Origin of the sequence: Tianweitania aestuarii, from assembly GCF_018457165.1 — a bacterium.
GTDB lineage: Bacteria > Pseudomonadota > Alphaproteobacteria > Rhizobiales > Rhizobiaceae > Tianweitania > Tianweitania aestuarii.
Genome location: NZ_JAFMNX010000002.1, coordinates 734200 through 758796, shown reverse-complemented (window position 1 = coordinate 758796; position 24597 = coordinate 734200). Strand labels below are relative to the sequence as shown.

The following is a 24597-nucleotide window of genomic DNA, read 5'->3' as shown; positions in this document are numbered from 1 at the left end:
CAAGCCGCCAGCTTTCATTGAGGCGGGTATGCAATCGAATTGGGAGGAAGCGACTTGAAACGGTCTGAGATCAACGCAGCCGTTGCTGCCGCACAGGGCATGCTTCAACAATATAATTGGGCTCTGCCGGATTGGGCGAATTGGGGTCGCGCAGAGCACAATCGTGAACCGGAGTTGTCGGCATGGTTGGTCGAGCGACAGATGGGTTGGGACGTCACGGACTTCGGTGAGGGTGACTTCGCATCACGCGGATTGACGCTGTTTTGCGTCCGCAATGGTCTTCAAGGACGGGCGGATGATGTTCCATATGCCGAAAAGCTACTTTTCGTCGGCGTCGGTCAGGAAACGCCATTTCACATGCACAAGATCAAGGTCGAGGACATCATCGTGCGTGGTGGTGGCCGGCTGGCAGTGGAGTTTACGCGCGAGCGCAGTCTCGGCAGCCACGAGGACGTGCGGGTCGATGGACGCTCCATTCCCGCCTTCAACGGTCCTGTTTTCCTTGAAGCTGGCCAGAGTGTCCGCATACCGCGCGGCTTACAGCACCGCTTCTGGGGAGAAGACGCGCCGGTGTTCGTGGCCGAAGTCAGCCAGTGCAACGATGACCTGAACGACAACTTCTTTCTGGGTGGCACAGGACGTTTTGCCGACATCGAAGAAGACGTCGAACCGGCGGTTCTTCTATGGAGCGATCCACGCGCTTAGCCTGGATCGGTCAACCACGCGCATCACTTTCGCCAGCCTGGCATCGTACCGCCATCTACGCTGTCAGTAGAGGGTTGCCTTATAACGTTCTGCCAGGCTGCGATCGATATCGGCGGCGGCGTCTTGCAGCCCGGCCTGGTCCTTGAGCATCGCGCCGAAGGACGGGAAGCTGCTGCGTTCCATGAAGCTGTCGGGATTCCAGAGCTCCGAGCGCATGAAGGCCTTTGCGCAATGAAGGTAAACTTCCTCAACCTTGACCGTCATGACGCTGAGCGGGAGGCGGCCGTCATGTTCGAAAAGCTTCATCAGCTCGGGGTCGATGCTGATTTCCGCTCGACCGTTGATGCGCAGGGTTTCGTTCATGCCCGGAATCATGAAGAGGAGGCCGACGTTGGGGTTGGTGAGCAGGTTCTCGTAGGTGTCGAGGCGATTGTTGCCGGGGCGATCGGGCACAGCCACGGTGTTGTCGTCCAAAGCCCGCACGAAACCCGGCTTGTCGCCTTTGGGGCTGACGTCGGCGCGCCCGCTCTGCGCGCAAGAGCCGATCATGACAAACGGACTGCGCTGGAGAAAGGCATGGGCGTGCTTGTCGAGTTTCGACATCTGCTTCAGCACGGCGCGCTCGACCGGAGGCTTGTAGATGGTGCGGAGCTCTTCTGCGGTGCGGATGACGGTCATGAGCCGATCTCCTTCTTCTGCTAAGATATGGTCTCCGTGCCGCACCACTCGGCGATGAACAGCGCCATCGCGCCCGTGATACGCTTCACGGAAGACAGGCTGACGCATTCGTCGAAGCCATGGACGTTGCGTGAGATCGGTCCGTAGCACAGGGACGGAATACGATCATAAAGCGCGTAAACACGGTTATCGAGGTAGCCGAGCGTGGTGAAGCTTTTGAGCGGCTCACCAACGGCATCAAGATGGGCGTTCTCAAGCACGCCTTCGGCTTCCGAGCCGGGCTCCAGCCGGTATCCTTCGGCATGAAAGCCGTTGAAGGTCACAACGGGCGGACTGTTTGCGAGATAAGCGTCCTTTGATGCGAACGCTGATACGCAGTCGCGGATTTCCTCGGCGGCATTTGCCGCGTCGACGCCGGGATAGATGGAGATGCGGCAGTCCACGCGGCACCAGGCCGGCACGGAAGAGGCCCAATCCCCTCCCGTGATCTTTCCGATATTCAGGTTGATGGGGTGGGGGAGGTCGTTCAAATAGCGCTCGTTGTGTTTGCGCGCGTTCCAGTCTTCTTCAAGCTGCCTCAGGGCCGCAACCACGCGATAAGCGGCGTCAATGGCGTTAAATCCCGTGTCCATCTCGCGAACATGAACCGGCAAACCCTTGACCTCGACCTGGAACCACAGCACGCCGGTATTGGCGCGCACCAGCATCTCGTCTTCCGGCTCGGGGATCAGCACCGCGTCAGCCTTGTAGCCGCGCAGATGGGTCATCAGGGCGCCGTTGCCAGTGGCTTCTTCTTCCACCACGGACTGGACGTAAAGCGTGGAAGCCGGCTGCAGGCCAAGGCGCTTCAGGGCATCCAGCGCAAAGATGTTGGCTGCGGCTCCCGCCTTCATGTCGGCCGACCCACGGCCATACATCCAGTCGCCGCGGATCACCGGATCGAAAGCGCCGTGCATCCACATGTCGGCAGGACCTGGGGGCACCACGTCCAGATGCGACTGCAGGATCAGAGACCGCCCTGTTTCCTCACGTGGGCGGTGGATGCCGACCACGATCGGCGCTTCGGAATGGTCATCCATCCAGGGAGAGCCGCCCCGATGCTTGCCGATGGCTTCCCGATCCATGGAGAAGCGGTCCATCGCATAGCCGCGTGACCTGAGTTCCCGGAATACTAAGTCCTGGATCGTATGTTCCGCGCCACGTGTGGAAGGAAAGCGCACCAGGTCTTGCGTGAAGGCAACCTGCTTCTCGAAGCCTTCGGACGCCGAGGCAAGAATATCTTCGCGCAGCTTGGGATCAAGTTTGGACATAGCTGCAGTATCCGCCTGCCTCGGAAGGCTCAGTTCAAGCAAAAAAGGACGTCTTCCGCTCAAGTAGGGCACGCAAAAAGAACGCCGTCAATGCCGCGGATATGGAATTAGGCTATTAATCAGTCACGGAACAGAAATGGTCAAAATAGATGCATTTCGGTATTGAGGTTAGTTCATCGGAAGGCTAGCCTTTCCCCAATTGCCACGAACAAGGCTGTTGGATGCACCGCAACTTCCTCAAGACTGATCAGCTGACGGTCGCCTTCGGTGGCATCGTCGCCTTGAGCAACGTCACCTTGTCCATCGCCGAGGGAAGAACAACGGCAATCCTTGGCCCGAACGGAGCCGGCAAGACAACGCTGTTCAACGCCATTGCCGGTGCCGTGCGTCCGACGGGCGGCCGGGTGTTCTTTCAGGGCGCCGACATCACCAAGGCTTCGCCAAGCCGCCGCTGCCATTCCGGCATTGCCCGTACGTTTCAGATCACCCAGCCCTTCAGCGGATTGTCCGTGCGCGAAAACGTCATGGTGCCGCTTGCTGCCGGCGGCATGAGCATGAAGCAGGCCCGCGAAGAGGCTTCGACCTATATCGATTTTGTCGGCCTCAACGCCAAGGCGGAAGATCCGGCCCGCGTCTTGAGCACCGGCCAGCGAAAGCGCCTCGAGCTTGCCCGCGCTTTGTCGACCCATCCCAAGCTGCTTCTTCTGGACGAAGTCACGGGCGGCGTGGACCGTCCCAGCATTCCCGAACTGCTCAACGTCATACGGCGCCTGCGCGAGGAGCGAAACATCACGATCGTCGTGGTGGAGCACAATATGGAGGTTCTGCTCGGCCTTGCCGATGATGCCTTCTTTCTCAACCGTGGCGAAGTGATCGTTGAGGGCAGCATAGCGGAGGTGGCCGACCACGAAACCGTCCGCCGCATCTACCTCGGAGATGCCGATGCTGCAGCTTGAGCGGGTGAATGTGCATTACGGCGCCACGCGCGTTCTTTGGGACGTGTCGATGGAAGTGGGCGCGGGCGAAATCGTTGCCATCATGGGACCGAACGGGTCCGGAAAAAGCACGGTGCTGAAGGCCGCCATGGGCTTGAAGAAGCCGTCATCCGGCGTGGTGCGCCTTGATGGCGAGGAGCTTCAGGCGAGGTCTGCCACCGTGCGCCCGCAACGCGGCATGAGCATCGTTCTCGAGCGACGCCGGCTGTTCCCACGCATGAGCGTGGAAGAAAACGTGATGCTGGGCGCTTACACCCGCAAAACCGCTGAAGCGCGCGAAACCTATCGCTGGGTGTTGGACCTCCTGCCGGAGATCAAGCCGCATCTGAATGCGACGGCCGGCAAGCTCAGCGGCGGCCAACAACAGATGGTGGCGATCGCGCGCGGTTTGATGGCGAACCCGCGCGTGCTTTTGATGGATGAGCCGTTTCTCGGCCTGTCGCCGGCAATGGTGAAGACCGTTTGTTCCATCATGCAGATGATCAACGAGCGCGGCGTCGCCATCCTGTTCAACGAACAGAACGCCAAGCTGTCCTTTGCCATGAGCCATCGCGGATATCTGCTGGAAAGCGGCCGGGTTGTCCTGAGCGGCTCGGGCGAGGACATGCTCGACCATCCGGAAGTCAGGCGCGTGTATTTGGGCATGCGGGAGGAGGCCGCTTGAGCAGCACCCAGTTCATCGAACTCGTCCTCAACGGCCTGATCACCGGCTCGATCTATGCGCTTGTGGGCTCCGGTATTGCGCTTGTTTACGGCACCACGCGGGTCCTGAACTTCGCCCATGGCGAGCTCATGATGCTTGCCGGCTATGGTGTGCTGCTTTTTTCCGTGACACTCGGCTGGCCGGTTCTTCTTGCCGCCTTGGCGACGATCCTGCTCGTGATGCTTCTCGGCGCCATCATCCAGCGGGTGACAATCGCGCCCCTGATGAAGCGCGAGGACTGGGCCTTCAACGTGGTGGCCGTGACCATCGGTCTGTCGATCTTCCTGCAAAGTGCGGCGCAGCTGATCTGGGGCGAGCAGTTTCAGGGCGTACCTTACTTCTTCAGCGGTGTGGCCGTGATCGGCGATGTGCGCATGCCCTGGCAGCGGATCGCGATCCTGCTTGTCGCTCTGGCCGTAATGGGCTTGTGCGCGCTGGTTCTGTTCCGCACGCGTCTTGGCCGCATCATTCGCGCAACGGCGCAGGATGCGGAAGCGGCCTTGGCTGTCGGCATCCCTTCGGGCCTCGTGCATACGGCAGTGTTCTCCATTTCCGCGGCGCTTGCCGGAACGGGCGCAATTCTTTTGTCGCCGCTGGTGACCGTCAGCCCCTGGATGGGCGCATCCTACCTGCTCAAGGGCTTTGCAGTGGTGATTCTGGGTGGGCTCGGCAGCTTCGGCGGCGCAGTCGCGGCGGGGTTTCTGCTCGGCCTGATCGAGTCCTTCAGCGTGAGCTTCGTGTCGTCCGAATGGAGCAACGTCGTCGCCTTCGTTTTCCTGATCGCGGTGATCTGGGTCCGTCCGGAAGGGCTTTTCGCCGGACGTGGCGCTTGAGGGAGGCTGCACGATGCTAGAGGTTTTCGGTCGCCGTCCCTACCTTGTTCTGCTTGTCATGGCGCTCCTGCTTGCACCGGTGCCGTTTCTGCAGCTGAACGATTACATCGTTCACGTCCTCACCTTGTTTCTGATCTTTGCCGTTTTTGCCACCGGCTGGAACATCACGCTTGGTTTGTTGGGTCTGAAGACCCTCGGCCACCATGCCTTCTTTGCCATTGGCGCCTATGCCTCGGCGCTCGTATCGCATTATTTCGGCGTCAGTCCGTGGATCACCATGTGGCTCGGCGCTTTAATCGCGGCGGTTGCCGGTATCATCATCGGCTTTCCGATCCTGCGCATCCGGTCCATGCCGCATGTGGCGATCGTGACCTTGGCGTTCGCGGAGATCGTTCGGCTTGTTTTCGCCAACCTGAAGGACATCACGCGCGGCGAACTCGGTTTCTGGGGCATTCCGCCCTTCAATCCGATCGGGATCGGCGACACCGCCATCCGCTTCGGCCTCGGCAATGCCGCTGGTTCTTTCGCGCTGGCCGCGGTCCTGTTCGTCGGCGTGCACCTGATTTTGCTTCTGCTTTTGCGTGGACGCTGCGGTTTGACGTTTCTTGCCATTCGCGACGCGGAAGCGGCTGCGGAAAGCCTGGGCGTGCGCCTCGCAGCATGGAAGCTGTTTGCCTTCGGCATCAGCGCGGCTGTGGTGGGTTTGAGCGGCGCTGTCTACGCGCATTACCTCATGATCCTCACGCCGACCTCGGTTGCCGGCCCCGAAATGCTGATCAGCCTGCTTGCGATGATCATCGTGGGCGGCGTAGGCCGCTTCTTCGGGCCGATCTATGGTGCGTTGCTGCTTACCGCGACATCGGAACTCCTGCGCGACTTCGGAGACTACCGGATGTTGCTATACGGAGCGCTGATCATCGTTTTCGTTTTCATCGCGCCCGCCGGCATAGCCGGGCTAAAACCGAGGTTGGGCCGCAAGCCGGCCGAGGCGACGAAGCCCGTGGAGGCCGTTTAACGAGCTAAGCGGCGGTTGGGCCGCCGCTGCCGATGCCAGTTGTTGAGAACCACAATAAGGGAACGAACATCATGTCCAGGCTATCCTTTCCGGCACTCTTATCTGCGGGCTTGCTAGGAGCGGCGCTCCTGGGGTCGCCCGCCTATGCTCAGGAAGAAATCTCGATCGGCGCGGTCGGGCCGCTGACCGGTCCTGCGGCCAACACCGGCAAGGATCACCGTCAGGGTCTCGACCTGGCTGTGAAGGACTGGAATGAGGGGCGCGGCGATTACGTGTCCAAGAACCCGCCGAAGATCAAGTTCGCGATGGAAGACACATCCGGAAAGCCGGAAGTCGCCATCAGCGCCGCCCAGCGCCTGATCACGCGCGAAGGCATCAAGATGCTGATCGGTGACACGCTGCACAGCCACTCCACCCTGGCGCTGATGGAGCTTGCCCCGCAATACAACCTGCCCATCCTCAGCGCGGAACCGGTCAGCTCGGCGATTGCCGACAAGGTGCTGTCGGACGAAGAGCGCTACAAGCTCTACTGGAAGGGCAACTGGAACAGCAGCGGCTATGGCACTGCCGTTCATGATTTCTACAAATGGGCGTTCGACAACAAGACCATCGATCCCGGCAGCAAGAAGATCGCTTTCGTGGTGGAAGACACCGATTACGGCATCGCCAATGCCGAGAAGATCGGTGAGCTCTTCGAGGGTGATGGGTGGAGCGTAACGTCGACGGAAACGGTGCCGCCCGCGACAACCGACTTCTATCCGCAGCTGTCGAAGCTGCGCGAGGCCGCTCCCGACGTCGTGGTTTCCGTGTTCACCGTTGCCAATTCCGGCATCGCCTTTGTTCGGCAGCTGAAGGAACAGGCGCTCGAAACCTCGCATCTCGCCATTTATTACCCGACGAAGCCTGAATTTCTCGAGCAGGCAGCCGATGTGGCGGAGGGGACATACTGGGCTGCGCTGACCTTCAGCTCCGAACTCAACCCCGAGCACAAAGCCTTCAGCGACCGGGTGGAAGCCGAATATGGCAATCCCGGCACCTACAGCACGGCGCATGCGTATTGCGTCATGCAGGTCGCCCTGCGCGCCATCGATGCGGCGGGATCAACAGACCCGGACGCCATTGCCGAGCAGCTCAAGAACACGGATTATCCGTGTGTCGTCGGACGCTTCAAGTTCGACAAGGATCATGCGGTGCAATCGGGGCCTGACTTCATTCCGGTGCCGGTGGCACAGATCCAGAAGGGCAAGAACCAGATCATCTGGCCGGAAAACGTCGCCACGGCCAAGCCGCAGTAACGATCATAGAAACAAGCGCCGTAGGCTCGATGATCAGCCTGCGGCGTCTTCTAATTTGCCTGCCGCCGGTTCTTGGCTGGCGATTTGGCTCGAAGCGTTGCGGCGTCTTGGGCAAACGGAGGAAAAGGCTAAATGCGTGCTTTCTACCATCCGGATCAGGCATTGCATGATCCTCAGCAATATATGCGCTTCGGGCGAGTGGTTGCGCCCAAGGATCTGCCGATCCGAACCGAGCGCCTGCTTGCTGCGCTGGCGAGCCACGGCATTTCGCCTGAACGTCCCGCCGAATATGGTACCGACCCGGTCCTCGCCGTGCATGACGAGGGCTTTGTTCGCTTTCTTCAAACAGCCTGGGACAAGTGGCAGGGCTTGCCTCCGGAGCGCGGACCCGAAGTGTGGCCGAGCACCTTCCCTTACTGGAGCGGCAGACCGGATGAAGATGTGCGGCCGCCATGCCGTCCAACCGGGTTCATTGGCCAGTTAGGCTGGTATCTCGGGGATCTGTCGGTGCCGATCAGTCAGCAGAGTTGGCATTCGGCGATGCGTTCGGCGGAAACGGCGGTGGCTGGCGCCGAAGCGATCCTGGCCGGCGACAAGGCGGTCTACGCGCTATGCCGACCGTCCGGCCATCATGCACGGGCAGACCGCGCCACGGGCTTCTGTTATCTCAACAACACGGCAATCGCCGGCCATCACCTGCGCGCGAAGTTCAGCAAGGTCGCGATCCTTGATGTCGATGCGCACCATGGCGATGGCACGCAGCAGATCTTCTATCGTCGCGACGATGTTCTGACGATCTCGGTGCATGCCGATCCCGATAACTATTATCCCTTCTACACAGGCTATGCCGACGAGCGCGGCAATGGTCCGGGCGAGGGGGCCAACCTCAACCTCCCACTGCCGCATGGCGGCACCGGCGCCGATATGGTGGCCGCCTTGGAGAAAGCGGCAGCGGCGATCCGCGCGTTCGGCGCAGATGTTCTCGTGGTCGCGCTAGGCTATGACGCCCACAAGGATGATCCGATCGGCGTGTTGAAGCTGGAAGCCAGCGACTTCGGCATCATCGGCGAGATGGTACGACAGATCGGGCTGCCGACGCTTGTGGTCCAGGAAGGCGGCTACGCGATCGAAGCCATCGAAGGATGCCTTCATTCGTTTCTGACGGGGTTGGATGCGGGTTAGGCAGCGTTCTAGATCTGCGCGCAGTCATGAAGCCGGGTTCGAAACAGCTCGAAGGGCTCAGCTGATCGGCATACGGAACGTGAAGCGGGTTTCATCGGGATCGGATGCAACATCGATGCGCCCGCCATGCGCATCCGCAATCTGGGACGCGATATAGAGGCCAAGGCCCAGGCCCTGCAGGCTTGTCTCGTCTCCGCGATGGTATGGCTGGAAAAGACGTTCCATCGTTTTGGGCGGGATTGGCTGCCCGCCATTGGCCACTGCAAGATTGAAGTGGCCATCCGCGATCTTCGCTTCGATCACGATGGGCTTTTCGACATCGCCATGCGTGATCGCATTGCCCAGCAGGTTTGAGAACATTTGCGCGAGACGGGACCGGTCGACGTCGACGGCCTCCGAAAGATCGAAGCGCATCTCGATCTGGCGACTGGGATGTCCGGCTTTGATCTCGTTGACGACCTGTGCGAGCAGCGGCTCGATCCGTTCGTCGCGGGATCTCGTCAGTCCGATGCCGCCGCCGAGGCGACCGCGCGCGAAGTCCATCAGATTGTCGATCAAGCCGCTCATGCGACCGACACTCTCGCCCATCAGGCGCAGTATCCGCACGGACTTCGGATCGGTGTGCATGCCATCGAGCATGCGCAGCCCCCCGCCGATACCGGCCAGTGGATTGCGCAAATCGTGACCCAGCACCGCGATGAACTGTTCGCGCAACAGCGAAGTCGCGGCCGTGTCCTTGGCGTTGAATTCAGCGGCCTCTAGGCGGTCTTCGGCATCCAGATGATGAGCGATCAGCTCGGCGAAAAGCGTAAAGGTGCCGATGATCTGCGGATTGTTGACCGCGTGAGGATTGGGATCGACCGCGCATAATGTGCCAAAGAACCGGCCATCGGCGGTGATGATCGGCACCGAAATGTAGCTTTGAAGACCGTAAAGCCGCGGAGTGGGATGGTCGCGATACTGAGTGTCTTCAGCCACATTATCGATGGCGACGACGCTCTCTTGCTGCCGAACTTCATGGCAAAGCGTGGTTTCGACCTTCAGCTCCCCGCCGGGCGGCAGGCCGAATTCGATGTTGTCCAGAACCTGGCACGCGACCCAGCGATCATTCGTGACGCGCGCAATGGCGGCGAAGCCCATGCCTGTCGCTCGACAAACGACGTCCAGAATCGTCGGCACAGCCGCAATGCGCTGCACTTTGTCGATGTCCTGCTGAAAGTCGTGTGCCACTAAATTACCAATCGATCGGGCTGCCTATGAGATCCTTAGCAGCCAAGGGCCTAGGAGTCATGGTCGGCTATGATCGAATGTCCGGAATGGGGAAGACGAAGCAAGCATTCTTCGACTGGCGGGGAAAAGGTGTGTGGGATTCTCCCGGCCGTTGCTGCTTGAAGCGAGATGCTCGATCACTGCTAAAACGCGAGCTCCTGAAGGAGCAACTTCAATCGCGAAAAGGAGAGGATCGGATGGTGGGCGTGACAGGGATTGAACCTGTGACCCCTACGATGTCAACGTAGTGCTCTCCCGCTGAGCTACACGCCCATCCGTGGCGCGGCTTACACCATTTTGGCGGCGCGCCGTCAAGTGAGGTTCTCTCGCTTTTCCAGCACTTTGCGTTCTTTCCTGTTGGAAGGTGGCAAATGGCTGATGGGCGAGAGGCGATGCCGGTTCTGCGGGAAACCGGACATCGGAAACAAAGCGGCTTCAAGCCGCGTGGAGCATCTTCTCGACTTCGTTGACGAGGTCGCGCAGATGGAAGGGCTTCGACAGCACCTTGGCGTCGCGCGGTGCCTTGGAGTCCGGGTTCAGCGCCACGGCTGCGAAGCCGGTGATGAACATCACCTTGAGATCGGGATCGATCTCGGTGGCGCGGCGGGCAAGTTCGATGCCGTCCATTTCCGGCATCACGATATCGGTCAAAAGCAGGGAAAACGGCTCTTCGCGCAGCCGTTCATAAGCGCTGGCGCCGTTGTCGAAGTCGCTGACGTCATAGCCCGCACGTTCCAGCGCCTTCACCAGGAACCGACGCATGTCATTATCGTCTTCTGCAAGAAGAATGCGTTTCATCGAGCCCGTCCGAATATCCCAGCCCGCACGCTCAGCGCGGGATTAACCATGGCGGAGATATGCGGGCAGGAGGGTAAACATCCAGTGAATAGCTCGGCGCAAATCCAACGAAGCGTCGGGCGCGCTGGACAGGAATCGGGTCGCATGGCACGGTCATTGGCCATGGGTACAAGGTCAAACAGGAGCAGCGCTGTGCGTTGTTCGACGGGGTTTTAGCGGGTGACGGCAACCAAGGATTTCCCGGCTGGCGCCTTTTCGCTGAGACAGCCCGTTTCGCATCATGTGCCGTTCGTGTTCAACTCACCCCATAGCGGCCGGTTTTATCCGGCGCGGTTCATGGCGATGACGCGGCTGGATGCCAAGGCGATCCGGCGCTCGGAGGACTTCTTCGTCGATGAACTGTTTGGCGGTGCCGTAGGGCTCGGCGCACCGCTGCTGCATGCGCATTTTCCGCGCGCTTACCTCGACGTGAACCGTGAGCCTTTCGAACTCGATCCCAAGATGTTCCGCGACCAGCTGCCGCCTCAGGCCAATGTGCGCTCCGCACGCGTGGCCGGCGGTCTCGGCACGGTGCCGAAGCTCGTGGCGGAAGGGCAGGAGATCTATGCCAGCCGCCTGCCTTATGCAGAAGCAGCTGCTCGCATCGAGGATCTTTACCTGCCTTACCACGACCAGCTGAGCACGCTTCTGGCCAACACCTGGGGCACCTTCGGCACGGCGATCCTGATCGATTGTCATTCGATGCCCGGCAGTGTTCGTGTGGGCGATCATGGTGCGCGACCGGATTTCATTATCGGCGACCGGTTCGGTGCTGCTGCTGCTGCACCCTTGTCGGACGCGGTGATCGAGCTGCTCACGGGCATGGGCTACAGCGTTGCGCATAACCGCCCTTATGCCGGCGGTTTCATCACCGAACATTACGGCCGCCCGTTCGAAGGCGTGCACGCCATCCAGATCGAGGTCAATCGCGCGCTCTACATGAACGAAAGAACGCTGCAGAAGACCGCAGGCTTCGACCCGCTTGCGGACGACCTGATGCGGTTCTGCGCAACCCTGATGGGGCTCTGGACCGAGCTGATCTGGCCTCTGCCACTCGCGGCCGAATAGGCCGGCATGCGGCCTTCCAGATAAAAAAAGACCGCATCACGGGCGCGATGCGGTCGAAGTCTAGGGAGGAAACGCCCAAGGAGGGCATGAGCAGAAAATCTGCTCACCCTCACGCTAGGGGCGTCCGCGCAGAGCGTCAAGCTATAAATTAAGCTGAATTTGCATGTGCCTTTTATACAGGCAGAATGATCAGGAAACAGGAGTTCGGTGATGACGGATGCAGCGTTTTTCCGCCGGTTGGCGGCAGCAGCAGCGGATCAGACACTGCCGCGCTTTCGCCAGAAGGGCATGGTCAGCAATAAGCTGGCATCCGGTTTCGATCCGGTCACCGAAGCGGATCAGGAAGCCGAGCGCGTGATTACCGCGCTGATCGGCGAGACTTATCCCGAACACGGCATCCTGGGCGAAGAGCATGGTACGAAGCACGGGGACGGTCGCCATGTCTGGGTGATCGATCCGATCGACGGCACACGCGCCTTTATTTCCGGCCTGCCGGTCTGGGGTACGCTGGTGGGGCTGACCGAAAATGGCGATGCGGTCGCCGGCATGATGAGCCAGCCTTTCACCGGTGAGCTGTTTTATGCGACCACCGCAGGCGCTTTTTACGAAGGACCAGGTGGCGGCGGGCCGTTGAGAACGCGGCAGGGGAGCAGTCTCGCCGACGCCACCTTGTTCACCACCACGCCGGCTTTGTTCAAGAATGAAAAGCGCGCTCTTTTCGATCGTCTGGAAAGCAGTGTGCGGCTGTCGCGCTATGGCGTCGATTGTTATGCCTTTGCCATGCTGGCAGCCGGCCATGCGGATCTGGTGATCGAGGCGGGCCTGCAGCCTTATGACATCGTCGCGCTGATCCCGATCATCGAACAAGCGGGTGGCGTGATCACCAGTTTCGACGGCGGTCCGGCGGAGGGCGGCGGCGATGTGATCGCGGCAGGCTCGGCTGAACTGCATGCTGCCGCGCTGAAGCTGATCCAGTCCTGATCTAATCCGTGCCCGGCACGAAAGCGTCGAATGCGGCCATGAACTGGTCGCGGAAAGTGTCGCGTTCTTGCAGGAGCTCGTGCTTGGCGCCGTCGATCGTGAGCAGCGAGCCGGAACGCAGCCGTCGCGTGTAAAGCTCGATCGCGCGGGTGGACACGATCGTGTCGTTGCCGGCCGCCACGAACAGGGTCGGGATATGCATGCGCGACACGAAGGCCTGATCCTGGATCTCCGCCGCCGCTCGCGTCATGGCGCGCACCCAGGCGGCGGTTGGGCCGCCAAGCGCCAGTTCGGGATGGGCGGCATAGATCGCCTGGTTGCGGCGGTAACGATGAAGGTCGGAGGTGACCTTGTTGGTTTCGAAGGGGGCGGCTTCGCGCGGCCGCGGGCCGCTGCCGAGATACATTCCGCCCAATCCCAGCCAATAAAGCAGGTTCGACACGCGGCTCACCGACGGCATGTCGGTGGTGTAGCCGGTCAGCGTGATCAACGGACCGGACAGAACCATGCGGCGGATGCGGTTGGTCATGCGCGGCGCGGCCAGAAGGGCGATCAGCGCGCCGGCGGAATGGGCGAGCATATAGAAAGGCGCGCGGCAGTCCGGCAGCACGACATCGATAAATAGCTGGTCGAGATCTTCGACATATTGGTGGAAGCTTCGGATATGGCCGCGCCCGCGATCGCGATGGCTGCGATCCGAATTGCCCTGACCGCGCCAGTCCAGCGTCACGACTTCGAAGCCGCGCGCCTGCAGATCGCGCACCGTTTCGAAGTACTTCTCGATGCACTCGTTGCGGCCCGTCAGCGTAACGACCGTGCCGCGGATCGGCCGGACTTCGGTGCGAAACAGCGCGTAGCGGATGCGCTTGCCATCGCGCATGGTGAGCATGCCGGCGGTAGCACCCTCCGGAATGGGGTTTGCCTCCGTTTCGAAAAGAAGCTCACTCATGAAAGGATCGACCGGGCAAAGCACTCATGTCCTTTTGATAGGAGTTGACGAGGCGAAAGCAAAGACGTGATGTCCGAAAGGCATGAGGGAAGGGAGGAAACAATGGCGCAAACCAAGATCGCACTTGTGACGGGCGCCGGTAGCGGCATCGGTCGCGCGTCGGCGCTGGCTTTGGCGAAACATGGCTGGACCGTGGTGCTGACTGGCCGCAGGCGCGAGGCGCTGGAGGAAACGGCTCGGCTGGCAGGCGAGGCAAGCACGACCCATGTGCATTCCTGCGATGTGTCCGATGCCGATGCTGTGGAGGCGCTGTTCCACGACATCGAAAACCGGTTCGGTCGCCTCGACCTCTTGTTCAACAATGCCGGCATCTTTTCTGCCGGAGGCACGATCGACGAGATCCCGGTCGAGACCTGGAACGCGGTTGTCGGCGTTAATCTCACCGGAGCGTTTTTATGCGCGCGCTCGGCCTTCGCGCTGATGCGGCGGCAAAGCCCGCAAGGTGGGCGCATCATCAACAACGGTTCGATTTCGGCCCATGCGCCACGGCCCCATTCGGTGCCTTATACCGCCACCAAACATGCGATTACCGGCCTCACCAAAACGCTTTCGCTGGATGGACGGCCGTTCGACATTGCGTGCGGCCAGATCGACATCGGCAATGCCGCCAGCGAGATGACGGACCAGATGGGCAAGGGCATTTTGCAGGCCAATGGCACACTTGCGCCCGAGCCGTTGATGGACGTCGCCCATGTCGCCGATGCCGTGCTGCATATGGCGAGCCTGCCGCTGGAGGCTAATGTGTTGTTCATGACTGTGATGGCCACCAAGATGCCGTTTGTCGGGCGCGGCTAGGCGGGATTGGCTTCCAGGAAGGCTTTCATCCGCTCCAGTGCCAGTGCGATATTGTCTTCGGAATTGGCGTAGGACAGGCGCAGATAGCCTTCGCCCAGAACGCCGAAGTCCGGACCGCCGATCAGTGCGACGCCAGCGTCTTCGAGGAGGGCGGAGGCGAGTTTCTTTGCTTTCCAGCCTGTACCGGAGATATTCGGAAAGGCGTAGAAGGCGCCTTTCGGGATGGCGCAGTGGATTTCGGGCAGCGCGTTCAGGCCCTCGACCACCAGCTGGAGGCGTTTGTCGAAGGCGCGCATCATCGCTTCGACTGCATCCTGCGGCCCGTCGATGGCCGCGATCCCAGCATATTGCGCTGGCGCGTTGACGCAGGACCAGCAATTGACGGCCAATTTGCGCACTTTATCGTACAGATTTGCGCTCTTTTGCGCATTTGGCCAGATCGACCAGCCCATTCGCCAGCCGGTCATCGCCCAGGTCTTCGACCAGCCGTTGAGGATGATCAGCCGGTCTCGAATTTCGGGGAACTGCAGAAGCGAAGTATGCGCTTGCCCGTCATAGATCATCGTGTCGTAGATCTCGTCGGACAGGATCGCGACCTGCGGATGTGCTTCCAGTCCTTTCACCAGCGCTTCGATCTCTGAACGCGGAGTGACGCCGCCGGTGGGGTTGGCGGGCGAGTTCAGGATCAGGAGCCGGGTTTGCGGGGTGATCAGCGAAAGCGTCTCGGCTGCCGAGAAGGCGAAGCCGTTTTCTTCGCGGATCGGAACGGGGACGGGACGCGCGCCGGTAAACTCGATCATGGAGCGATAGATCGGGAAGCCCGGATCGGGATACAGGATGTCGACGCCCGGTTCGCCGAACATCGTGATCGCCGCAAACATGGTCGGCTTGCCGCCGGGCAGGATCATCACGCTTTCGGGCGAGACTTCGACGCCGGTGGTGGTCAGCGTGCGGCGAACAACGGCTTCGCGGGTGGCGAGCAGACCGGTTGCCGGGGTGTAACCGTGATGACCGTCACGCAGGGCCTTGATCGCGGCTTCGACGATGTGGTCGGGCGTGCGGAAATCCGGCTGGCCGATGCCCAGATTGATGATGTCGCGTCCTTCCTGCGAAAGAGCGGTGGCGCGCGCCAGGACGGCGAAGGCGTTTTCTTCGCCCATCCTGTCGAAGCCTGCGATTGTCTGGATCATCCCGGTTCCTCCGCTGGGTCTTTCCCTCCGGGTGAGTTGTGCCAGAACGCAAACGAACTGCAATGCCGAACTGTCCTGAGGTAATTCACCCATGCACGCCGATCTCAGCCACTGGACCCCGCGCCAGCGTCCCGAGCGCAAGATGCTGCAAGGCCACTATGTCCGGCTGGAGCCGCTCGACCCGGCGAGGCATGGCGACGATCTGTTTGCGGCCTCGCAAGCGTCGCATTCGGCTGAACGCTTCCGCTATCTGTTCGAGGAAGCGGCAACCGGTCGTGCGGTTTTCGATGTGTGGATGGAGAAATGTGCCGCCAGCGAAGATCCGCTGTTCTTTGCTGTCGTTGATCAGAGAACGGACAAAGCAGTCGGGCGGCAGGCGCTGATGCGGATCGACGCGACCAATGGCGTCGCCGAGATCGGCAACGTTTACTGGGGGCCTGATCTGTCGAAAACACCCGGCGCCACCGAAGCCATGTATCTGTTCGCCAGATACGTGTTCGATCTCGGCTATCGCCGTTACGAATGGAAGTGCAACAACCGCAACGAGCCGTCGAAGCGCGCGGCGGAGCGGTTCGGCTTCACCTTCGAAGGCGTGTTTCGCCAGCACATGATTCAAAAGGGCGAGAACCGCGACACGGCCTGGTTTTCCATGCTAGACAGCGAATGGCCGGCCTTGAAGGCTGCTTATGACGCCTGGCTCGATCCCCGCAATTTCGATGCCGACGGCAGGCAGAAGCGCAAGCTCGGCGACTTGCAGCACAAGGTTGCTTAAGCAGAGACGACGATTATGGCGCAGGCTCACGCTCATCACGACCATTCGCACGAGACGCATGCTCACGGTGGCGGCGCGCATGATCACGGCCATGGTGGTCATCATCATGGGCACGGCCATGTGCATGGTTCCACCGACAAGAAGCGGGTGCTGATCGCAGCGCTTCTGACCGGCGGTTTCATGGTTGCCGAAGCGATCGGCGGCCTGCTCACCGGTTCGCTGGCGCTGGTGGCCGATGCCGGCCATATGCTGACTGATTCCATCGCCCTGCTTCTGGCCTGGTATGCTTTTCATCTCGGCGACCGCGCACCGACCGGGCGTCTGACCTATGGCTTCGACCGCGTAAAAACGCTGGTCGCTTATACGAACGGCCTGACCGTCTTCGCGATCGGTCTGTTTATTCTTTATGAGGCCGTACGCCGCGCCTTTGAGCCGGTGCAGGTTCTGGGCCTGCCGATGCTGGGCATCGCCGTGCTTGGTCTCCTCGTCAACATCGCCGCATTCTTTGTGCTGCATGGCGGAGACCGCGACAGTTTGAACATGCGCGGCGCGATCCTGCATGTGCTGGGCGATCTGCTCGGCTCGGTCGCGGCAATCGTGGCCGCCCTGGTGATCATCGCGACCGGCTGGTGGCCGATCGATCCGATCCTGTCGGTGCTGGTTGCCGTTCTTCTGTTCCGCAGCGCCTGGGCTCTGATGCGCGAATCCGGCCAGGTTCTCCTGGAAGGCGTTCCAGACCGGCTCGACCGCGACGAGGTGGTTCGCGACCTCGAATCCAGCATCGCTGGCGTGCGAGAAGTGCATCACATGCATGTCTGGTCGATGGACGGATCGCGCAACATCGCCACGCTGCATGCCTGTTTGACGGACGACGCCGAACCCTCCAGCGTGGTGCGCGCCGTCAAGAAGCGTTTGGCCGAGCGGCACAATATCGCCCATGCGACGGTGGAAACCGAGCGCGACACCTGCGCCGACGTCGCTGCGCACGCGCACGCGCACTGATTGCCGATCGCTCGAAAGGACCGGACATGATCGCTCCCGAAAATCGCGGCCCAGTGCTCGCTGCTGCCATCTTCCTTCTGGTTTTCGGCGTCGGAGCCTTTCTGCTGCCCAAGATCATGCTCGCCGTCGGCAGCTATTCCACCATGGCGGCCGGCATCATTGCCGTTGTCTTCGTTCTGGCCTTTTTCGGCGTGTTCTATCTGCGCAGCCGGCGGCAAGCGGGGCGCTGAGATCTCCAGCGCTCTTGGCATCCTTGTAGATGATGTGTAGTCAATCCATATATGGTTCATATATGGATGAGATTATGGGCATCGTGAACATCGATGACGAGCTGCATGAGCAGCTGCGCCGTGTCAGCAAGGTGTCTTGCCGGTCGATCAATGCGCAGGCGGCCTACTGGATCAGGATCGGCATGCTCTGCGAAACCAATCCGACGGTGCCGTTCACTGAGATCATGGCGCGCGAGCTGAGTTCGGCTGGCGTTTCCGCGCCTTCAACGGCGGTGCTTGACGGATGACCAAGCAGCCTCATGAGGTGGCCCTTCTGGCTGAGTCCGGCCGGCTGCTCGCATCCGTTTTCACGCTGATCGACCGCACGCCGCTTCTAGGCAGATCGACGCTCGAGATCAACGACATGGTGGAGCGCTTCATCACGCATGATCTCGCCGCGCGTCCTGCGAGCAAGGGGCAGTATGATTATGGCTTCGTGCTCAACGCCTCGATCAACGAGGTCGTGTGCCATGGCGTGCCGTCGTCATCCGACGTGCTTGGGGACGGCGACATCGTCAACTTCGACATCACGCTGGAAAAGAACGGGTTCATCGCCGATTCCAGCAAGACCTATCTGGTGGGCGAGGTGAACCCGGCGGCCAGGCTGTTGGTGCAAACCACCTATGATGCGATGTGGCAGGGCATCCATGCCGTTCGTCCCGGCGCGCGTCTCGGCGATATCGGCTATGCCATCGAGCGTCATGCCAAGCGCAACGGCTATTCCGTGGTGCACGAGTTCTGCGGTCACGGCATCGGGCGCGAGATGCATGAAGAACCGCAGATCCTCCATTTCGGCAAGCCGGGAACGGGGATGGTGCTGCGTGAAGGCATGGTGTTCACGATCGAGCCGATGCTCAATCGCGGTCGCCGCAGCGTGCGCACGCAGGCCGATGGCTGGACTGTGGTGACACGCGACGGGTCCTTGTCGGCGCAGTTCGAGCACACGGTGGCAGTTACCGCTTCCGGCGTATCTGTGCTGACGCTGCGCCCCGACGAGCTAGGCTGACAGGCTGGCGCCGAGCAAGGCGAGACCGATCAGGAGCAGCGCCGCCGCACCCGCGATCTCGATCGTGGTGTGAACCGCCGCCCCGAACGAGCCTTGGCCGGAAACCGAGAGCGCCACGTTCTTCGCCATCACGGCCAGGGTTGCCAGCAGCGACACGGTGATGGCCGTACCAAGCGCCATGGCGAAGACCGAAACGATGCCGCCGAACCAAAGCCCGTTCAGCAGCGAGAAGGTCAGAACGATCAGCGCGCCGGAGCAGGGGCGCAGGCCAACGGCAACGATCGCCGCCCAGGCCGCGCGCAGATCGAAGCGCTCGCCCTGGAGGCGCGATGGATCGACGGCATGCATCTGGCCGCAATCGTCGCAGATTTCCATGCGTTCGGCCGTCGCTTCGCTGGCGCTGAAACGCGAACCGGTGGTGGCAGCGGCGCTGCGGTTCATCACCGACGGCGTCTCACAGGCCGGCTGCGCGTCAAACAGGTCGTGAATGGGTGCGCCGCTGCTTGTCGCCATCGCGGGACGCGGCATCAGGGCTGGCATGAACTTCCGCAGCTTGCGCGCAAGCAGCCAGGCGCCGTAAGCGGCCACCATGGCGAAGCTCAGCACTTCCAGGAACCACGTTGCCTTTGTCATGGAGATCGACGTGCCGCGCAGGAACAGAAACACGGTGCCGATGACGATCACCGCCGACAAACCCTGCAGCAGCGAGGAGATCACCGAAAGAACGATGCCGCGCCGCAAGGCCACGTTGTTGGCCAGCATGTAGCTCGAAATCACCACCTTGCCGTGGCCGGGGCCGGCTGCGTGGAAGATGCCATAGGCGAAAGACAGCCCGATCAGCAGCCAAAGCTGCGAGCCATCATCGCGCATGCCCTTCAGCGCTACCGTCATGGCGCGGTAAAAGCTCTGCTGATAGGCGTTCACCCATTGAAAGAACCCGCCGAAAAACCCGGTGGGCGCCATCGATGGCTCGGCCGTGCCGATGCCCAACGAGCTTTGTGCGTGAGCATGGCCCAGAAAGTGGGTCATGACGAAAGCAACGGCGATCAGCGCGAACATCGCGCGCGCGGCGTTCTTCTTCATGCAATCATCCAGCAGCTGTGCAGTTCAGTTCAAGTTTGGTCGCGAAGATCTTGCTCATGTCCGTGCCTGTCGGATCGTTGAAGAAGGCATCGGTGAGCGTGGACTGGTTGGCGGCGATCGCTTCATCCGGATCGGGACGGATCACGGAGCGGCTGCAGGCCTTGGGCAGATGTTCGGCAGCCATGGCGTGATCGTCCACGAAATCGATCGCAGTGTAAAAGGTCGGGTCGTAAACGCCGAAATCGAGCTTGCCCTTCAAGGGCAGGGGCTCGGCGAGCTTGGATTCGAATACGATGATCAGCTGGTTGTCTTCCATCATGGCGATCAGCTTGTCGGGCGCGACCATCTTCACGTCCTTGCCGTCCTGCGTCACGACCTGGAAGTAATTGTATTCGGCAAGTGATTCATGGACGGTCTTGCCGACTTCCTCCAGCTCGTGATGATCGAGCTTCAGATCCTTGTTGGCGTCGAACTCCACCAGCACGGTGCTCGAAAACAGGTCGTCGAAGCGCCAAACATGCTGCAGCGCCTGGACCTTGTTGTCTGCACCGATCACCACATCGAGACGCGCTTCGGCAAAGATGTGCGGATGCACAAAAGCCGGCGTGGTGGACGCTGCAAGCGCACCCAGCGCAGCAAGGCTGGTGACGACTCGTCGTGAAAGGCGCATCGCCGGCTCCCGTTGTTGGCGCCACTGTGCCGAGGAGTTCGGCGAAAGTGGGACGAAATAAGCCTAGCGAAGTAAACTCACTCCAGACTGATCCCTTACATCCGTGCTTCGCGGGCCTTGAACCAGGCAGCGAGGAAATCCACCAGCGCGCGAACCTTGGCCGGCAGATAACGGCGATGGGGATAAACCACGAAGATGCCGCCATCGCGCGGAATGCGATCGTCCAGCACCGACACCAGCGTTCCGGCTTCGATCGCGGGTGCTGCCACGAAATCGGGCAAGAGTGCGAAGCCGAGGCCCGAAACGGCGGCTGCGCGGCTCGCCAGCGGGCTGTTGACCTCCAACGGACCGCTTACGCCCACGCTGATCGTTTCGCCGGCTTCGTTGGAAAAGGGCCAGGACGACAGATAGCGCGTATTGGTGTCGATGATGCAGGGAAGGCTGCTGAGATCCTGTGGCTTTTGCGGAATGCCGTGCTTTTCGATCAGTGCCGGCGAAGCGCAAAGCCGCGTCGTGAAAGGCGCCAGCCGGCGCGCGATCAAGGACGAGCTTTCCAGCCGCGTGATGCGGATTGCAAGGTCGAACCCTTCTTCCACCAGATCCACGAAACGGTCGTCGAGCCGCACTTCGAGCGTGATCTGCGGGTTTTCCTTGGCGAAATCCACCAGCGATTGGCCGATCGCGGCATCGGCGAAGGTGCGCGGCGCCGACATCTTGATGCGTCCGCGCACATCGCCGGAACTTTCGCGCACCGTGTCCGACAGGCTGTCGATCTCGCGCACGATCTCGACCGCGCGCTGATAATAGGTGTGGCCGGCTTCCGTCATGGAGAACTGGCGCGTCGTGCGGTTGAGAAGCAGCGCGCCGAGTTCGTCTTCGAGCTCGCGCACATATTTCGAAAGCAGCGCCTTGGAGCGCCCGATCTTGCGCGCGGCGGCCGAAAAGCCTTCCGCTTCCACCACATCGATAAAGGCCCGCATACGGGTGAGCGTATCCATGAGCTTCAGCCCTTGTGTTCGAGGATGTGGCTAGCCAGCGAAACCAGCTGACGGTCGCTGCCAGCTGGACCCAGCAGCGACAAACCGAACGGCGCGCCGTGAACCGTGCCGAGCGGGATCGAGATCTGCGGCAGGCCGGACAATCCCGACAAGCACAGCAGCTGCAGCGCGCGCTCGCGATAGGCTTGCAGATCGTCGAAGGACGCGGCCTTCAAAGGGGCAGCGCCCGGGACGGTCGGCAGAACAAGAAGGCCGTCGTCACCCAGAAGCGCGGCAAGCTCGTCGCGGAATGTCTCGCGCTTGGCGCTTTCGGCGTCATAGATGTCGTGCGTCACCGTTTGTCCGAAGGCGAAGCGTTCTTTCACGCCCGGTCCCAACCCGCGATCTCCGGAAGACAGCCACGCGCCGTGTTCCTGCCAGGCCTCGAAAGCCTGGATGTGGCGGAAGGTCCAGTAGAGGGCTTCGAGGGACGTGGAGAGTGGGTCGGCAACGGTCGGGGCGCCGATCAACGGAGCCGCTGTCTCCACCATGCGGGCATATTCGTCCGCCTCGGCGGATCCCAGCACCAATGCATCGAGCGCTTCGAGCCGGATCGTCCGCCATGTTTGGGATGTCTGTGCGGATCCCAGCAGCACGTCAGCGACATGCTCATAGGTTTGCGCATTTCGCGCAAACCAGCCGAAGGTGTCGAAGCTCGGTGCCAGCGGCATTGCGCCGTCGAGCGAGATCACTCCATGCGTCGGGCGCAGACCGATCAAGCCGCAGAAGCTCGCCGGTGCGCGGATCGAACCGCCGGTGTCCGACCCAAGCGCAAAATCCACCAGGCCGGCCGCAACCGCTGCCGCGGAACCGGACGACGATCCGCCGGTCACGCGATCGGGTGCGGCGCTGTTGATCGGCTCGGGATAATGGGCGTTCTGCCCCATCAGGGAGAAGGTGAGTTCGTCGGTCTGCGTCTTGCCCGCGAATCGCGCGCCCGCGTCGAGCAGGGTTTGCACGCTGGGAGCCGTTGTTTCGGCCGGTTGCGCTTGCGCCAGCTTCTGCGGATTGCCGCCGCCGGTCGGCAGGCCCGCAACACCGTAGATGTCTTTCACGGCGAAGCTCGATCCGGACAAGGGTCCATCTTTGTCTTCGGAAACAATGACTTGGGTGTTCGGCATGAAGGCGTTCACGCCGTCGCTCAGGGTGGTCATCGTTCAAGCTCCGAATACGGTTTGTTCAACATCGGTGTTTGCGCGAAGTTTTTCAACCTGGGTCCGTTTTTCCATTGATTGTGACGGACGGTCTGCATATATCCGCCTTGCCCAAAGTCGCACGTGCCTGTGGGCGTCCCCCAAACCTCGGAATGGCGAGGCGAGGGCAGGTAACCGGGGAGTAACGAACCCGGTCGGTAAAGCGGCCACCGCTGATCCGAGGACGTCTTGAAGCAACGACGGTGCGGGCCTTTCTGGTTACCCCTCGGTGTCCAAATCCGGGGTTAAACAAAGAGGCACACCCTCATTGCCGGTAGTGCGGACTGGGACCATCCCGTCCAATCCAAGGCAGACAAAGCGAGCTTGAGCCGGGCGGCTCTTTGCTCATCGCCGTGTGATACGTTGTTCTGGTTCCGGTGTTTCCACCGGCTGGTTCCAGAAAGAACTGTCATGCCTTTGTCCATCGCATCTGCAACGAGGCCTGCTTGGCCCGTGCAGCGCAGCCTTGATCGCGCCTCGAACAACGCGCGTGTTTGGAGATTCACATGGCTACTCAGCGCATCATCGACTTCCTCGCCACCCGACGTCCAGACGGTCCCTGCCTCGTGGTCGACCTCGACGTCATCGAAGACAACTTCCATGCTTTCGAGCGCGCTCTGCCGGACTCGAAGATCTTCTATGCCGTAAAGGCAAACCCAGCTCCGGAAGTTCTGCGCCTTCTGGCTCAGCTCGGCTCGTCCTTCGACACGGCATCGGTTGCCGAAGTCGAAATGGCGCTCGACGCCGGTGCAACGCCCGACCGCATCTCTTTCGGCAACACGATCAAGAAGGAGCGCGACATCGCGCGTGCCTACGCACATGGCATCAACTTGTTTGCCGTGGATTGCATCGAGGAAGTCGAGAAGATCGCGCGTGCCGCTCCTGGCTCCCGCGTGTTCTGCCGCGTGCTGACCGATGGCGAAGGCGCCGAATGGCCGCTATCGCGCAAGTTCGGCTGCGTGCCGGCGATGGCCGTCGACGTTCTGCGTCATGCCAAGTCGCTCGGTCTCGAGTCCTACGGCGTGTCCTTCCATGTCGGTTCGCAGCAGTGCGACCTGTCGGCATGGGACCGTGCGCTCGGCGATGCCAAGATGGTATTCGAGAAGCTGGCGCGCGAAGGCATCGTGCTGAAGATGGTCAATATGGGCGGCGGTTTTCCGACCCGTTACCTCAAGGACGTGCCGGTCGCGAAGGCCTATGGCCAGGCGATCTTCGAGTCGCTGTCGAAGCACTTCGGCAACCAGATCCCGGAAACCATCATCGAGCCGGGTCGCGGCATGGTCGGCAATGCAGGCGTCATCAAGTCGGAAGTCGTTCTGATTTCGAAGAAGTCCGACACGGATGACGTGCGCTGGGTGTATCTCGACATCGGCAAGTTCGGCGGTTTGGCCGAAACGATGGATGAGGCAATCCGCTACCCGATCGCGACCCCGCGCGACGGTGACACGGTGGCTCCATGCGTGCTGGCCGGCCCGACCTGTGACAGCGCTGATGTGCTGTACGAAAAGACGCCGTATCCTCTGCCTTTGTCGCTGACGATCGGCGATGAAGTGCTGATCGAAGGCACCGGCGCTTACACCACCACCTATTCGGCGGTGGCATTCAACGGCTTCGAGCCGCTCCGATCCTACGTGATCTGAGCCACCTCGACCGTCCGGCAGGCGGGTTCATCACCCGCCTGTAAGTCCTCCCCAATGCAT

Annotated in this window: 26 protein-coding genes and 1 tRNA gene; 16 read left to right on the top strand and 11 right to left on the bottom strand. The window is 61.2% G+C overall.

The window, feature by feature from the left end; genetic code table 11:
• Positions 1–54 precede the first annotated feature (54 nt).
• Positions 55–705: a D-lyxose/D-mannose family sugar isomerase gene (locus tag JYU29_RS11710; protein ID WP_213984960.1), complete on the top strand. Its 651-nt coding sequence runs from the start codon at positions 55–57 to the stop codon at positions 703–705.
• Positions 706–768: 63 nt separating this feature from the next.
• Here JYU29_RS11710 and JYU29_RS11705 read toward each other — a convergent pair whose 3' ends face one another.
• Together JYU29_RS11705 and JYU29_RS11700 are read right to left on the bottom strand one after the other, a co-directional pair.
• Entirely contained in the window at positions 769–1383 is a 615-nt protein-coding gene (locus tag JYU29_RS11705) for a pyridoxamine 5'-phosphate oxidase family protein (RefSeq protein ID WP_213984959.1), read from the bottom strand.
• 20 nt (positions 1384–1403) lie between these two features.
• A complete protein-coding gene (locus JYU29_RS11700; RefSeq protein WP_213984958.1) occupies positions 1404–2693 on the bottom strand; it encodes an ArgE/DapE family deacylase in 1290 nt (429 codons plus the stop codon).
• 221 nt (positions 2694–2914) lie between these two features.
• On the opposite strand from JYU29_RS11700, the gene JYU29_RS11695 reads away from it, so the two are divergent.
• The 6 genes from JYU29_RS11695 to JYU29_RS11670 all read left to right on the top strand — a co-directional run bounded on the left by JYU29_RS11695 (position 2915) and on the right by JYU29_RS11670 (position 8716).
• The gene (locus JYU29_RS11695) at positions 2915–3649 is read left to right on the top strand and encodes an ABC transporter ATP-binding protein (RefSeq protein WP_213984957.1); all 735 of its coding nucleotides are present in this window, start codon (positions 2915–2917) and stop codon (positions 3647–3649) included.
• Complete coding sequence (locus JYU29_RS11690) at positions 3636–4352, top strand: ABC transporter ATP-binding protein (protein ID WP_213984956.1); 717 nt, start codon at positions 3636–3638, stop codon at positions 4350–4352. The genes JYU29_RS11695 and JYU29_RS11690 overlap by 14 nt, the downstream gene beginning before the upstream one ends.
• Positions 4349–5224 carry a branched-chain amino acid ABC transporter permease gene (locus JYU29_RS11685; RefSeq protein ID WP_213984955.1) on the top strand — a complete coding sequence of 292 codons (876 nt, stop codon included), beginning with the start codon at positions 4349–4351 and terminating at the stop codon, positions 5222–5224. The genes JYU29_RS11690 and JYU29_RS11685 overlap by 4 nt, the downstream gene beginning before the upstream one ends.
• A gap of 13 nt (positions 5225–5237) precedes the next feature.
• Positions 5238–6239 (top strand): branched-chain amino acid ABC transporter permease, encoded by a 1002-nt coding sequence (locus tag JYU29_RS11680; protein ID WP_213984954.1) that lies wholly within the window; start codon positions 5238–5240, stop codon positions 6237–6239.
• 71 nt (positions 6240–6310) lie between these two features.
• Positions 6311–7534, top strand: a complete 1224-nt coding sequence (locus tag JYU29_RS11675; protein WP_213984953.1) for an ABC transporter substrate-binding protein — start codon at positions 6311–6313, stop codon at positions 7532–7534.
• A 132-nt stretch (positions 7535–7666) separates the two neighbouring features.
• The gene (locus JYU29_RS11670; protein ID WP_213984952.1) at positions 7667–8716 is read left to right on the top strand and encodes a histone deacetylase family protein; all 1050 of its coding nucleotides are present in this window, start codon (positions 7667–7669) and stop codon (positions 8714–8716) included.
• Between the two features lie 57 nt (positions 8717–8773).
• On the opposite strand, the gene JYU29_RS11665 is transcribed toward JYU29_RS11670, so the two are convergent.
• From JYU29_RS11665 to cpdR, 3 genes are all read right to left on the bottom strand, one after another.
• Positions 8774–9946 (bottom strand): GAF domain-containing sensor histidine kinase, encoded by a 1173-nt coding sequence (locus tag JYU29_RS11665; RefSeq protein ID WP_213984951.1) that lies wholly within the window; start codon positions 9944–9946, stop codon positions 8774–8776.
• Between the two features lie 237 nt (positions 9947–10183).
• Positions 10184–10258: transfer RNA gene (locus tag JYU29_RS11660), tRNA-Val, on the bottom strand.
• Positions 10259–10420: 162 nt separating this feature from the next.
• Positions 10421–10783, bottom strand: a complete 363-nt coding sequence (gene cpdR, locus JYU29_RS11655) for a cell cycle two-component system response regulator CpdR (RefSeq protein ID WP_189503098.1) — start codon at positions 10781–10783, stop codon at positions 10421–10423.
• Positions 10784–11002: 219 nt separating this feature from the next.
• Here cpdR and JYU29_RS11650 point away from each other — a divergent pair, with 219 nt between their 5' ends.
• Positions 11003–11890: an N-formylglutamate amidohydrolase gene (locus JYU29_RS11650; RefSeq protein ID WP_213984950.1), complete on the top strand. Its 888-nt coding sequence runs from the start codon at positions 11003–11005 to the stop codon at positions 11888–11890.
• A 210-nt stretch (positions 11891–12100) separates the two neighbouring features.
• Entirely contained in the window at positions 12101–12871 is a 771-nt protein-coding gene (hisN, locus tag JYU29_RS11645; protein WP_213984949.1) for a histidinol-phosphatase, read from the top strand.
• 1 nt (position 12872) lies between these two features.
• Here the strand turns inward: hisN and JYU29_RS11640 are convergent, their stop codons facing one another.
• On the bottom strand, positions 12873–13820 hold the full coding sequence (locus JYU29_RS11640) for an alpha/beta fold hydrolase (RefSeq protein ID WP_213984948.1): 948 nt from the start codon (positions 13818–13820) through the stop codon (positions 12873–12875).
• 102 nt (positions 13821–13922) lie between these two features.
• Here JYU29_RS11640 and JYU29_RS11635 point away from each other — a divergent pair, with 102 nt between their 5' ends.
• Complete coding sequence (locus JYU29_RS11635) at positions 13923–14675, top strand: SDR family oxidoreductase (protein ID WP_213984947.1); 753 nt, start codon at positions 13923–13925, stop codon at positions 14673–14675.
• On the opposite strand, the gene JYU29_RS11630 is transcribed toward JYU29_RS11635, so the two are convergent.
• A complete protein-coding gene (locus JYU29_RS11630; protein WP_213984946.1) occupies positions 14672–15865 on the bottom strand; it encodes a pyridoxal phosphate-dependent aminotransferase in 1194 nt (397 codons plus the stop codon). The two genes, JYU29_RS11635 and JYU29_RS11630, sit on opposite strands and share 4 nt — an antisense overlap.
• Positions 15866–15956: 91 nt before the next feature.
• Between JYU29_RS11630 and JYU29_RS11625 the strand changes: the two genes are divergently transcribed.
• The 5 genes from JYU29_RS11625 (at position 15957) to map (ending at position 18914) form a co-directional block, all read left to right on the top strand.
• Positions 15957–16637, top strand: a complete 681-nt coding sequence (locus JYU29_RS11625) for a GNAT family N-acetyltransferase (protein WP_213984945.1) — start codon at positions 15957–15959, stop codon at positions 16635–16637.
• A gap of 15 nt (positions 16638–16652) precedes the next feature.
• Positions 16653–17639: a cation diffusion facilitator family transporter gene (locus JYU29_RS11620; protein ID WP_213984944.1), complete on the top strand. Its 987-nt coding sequence runs from the start codon at positions 16653–16655 to the stop codon at positions 17637–17639.
• A 26-nt stretch (positions 17640–17665) separates the two neighbouring features.
• Positions 17666–17869, top strand: coding sequence for a hypothetical protein (locus tag JYU29_RS11615; RefSeq protein ID WP_213984943.1), 204 nt, complete (start codon positions 17666–17668; stop codon positions 17867–17869).
• Between the two features lie 74 nt (positions 17870–17943).
• A complete protein-coding gene (locus JYU29_RS11610; protein WP_213985057.1) occupies positions 17944–18156 on the top strand; it encodes a ParD-like family protein in 213 nt (70 codons plus the stop codon).
• Positions 18153–18914 (top strand): type I methionyl aminopeptidase, encoded by a 762-nt coding sequence (gene map / locus JYU29_RS11605; RefSeq protein ID WP_213984942.1) that lies wholly within the window; start codon positions 18153–18155, stop codon positions 18912–18914. The genes JYU29_RS11610 and map overlap by 4 nt, the downstream gene beginning before the upstream one ends.
• Here map and JYU29_RS11600 read toward each other — a convergent pair.
• From JYU29_RS11600 to JYU29_RS11585, 4 genes are all read right to left on the bottom strand, one after another.
• Positions 18906–19997 carry a nickel/cobalt transporter gene (locus JYU29_RS11600; protein ID WP_213984941.1) on the bottom strand — a complete coding sequence of 364 codons (1092 nt, stop codon included), beginning with the start codon at positions 19995–19997 and terminating at the stop codon, positions 18906–18908. The genes map and JYU29_RS11600 overlap by 9 nt on opposite strands.
• Before the next feature lie 4 nt (positions 19998–20001).
• A complete protein-coding gene (locus JYU29_RS11595; protein WP_213984940.1) occupies positions 20002–20667 on the bottom strand; it encodes a DUF1007 family protein in 666 nt (221 codons plus the stop codon).
• Between the two features lie 95 nt (positions 20668–20762).
• Positions 20763–21665, bottom strand: coding sequence for a LysR family transcriptional regulator (locus JYU29_RS11590; protein WP_213984939.1), 903 nt, complete (start codon positions 21663–21665; stop codon positions 20763–20765).
• 5 nt (positions 21666–21670) lie between these two features.
• Positions 21671–22858, bottom strand: a complete 1188-nt coding sequence (locus tag JYU29_RS11585) for an amidase (protein ID WP_213984938.1) — start codon at positions 22856–22858, stop codon at positions 21671–21673.
• Between the two features lie 545 nt (positions 22859–23403).
• Between JYU29_RS11585 and odc2 the strand changes: the two genes are divergently transcribed.
• The gene (gene odc2 / locus JYU29_RS11580) at positions 23404–24537 is read left to right on the top strand and encodes an ornithine/lysine decarboxylase (RefSeq protein ID WP_213984937.1); all 1134 of its coding nucleotides are present in this window, start codon (positions 23404–23406) and stop codon (positions 24535–24537) included.
• Positions 24538–24597: the final 60 nt, after the last annotated feature.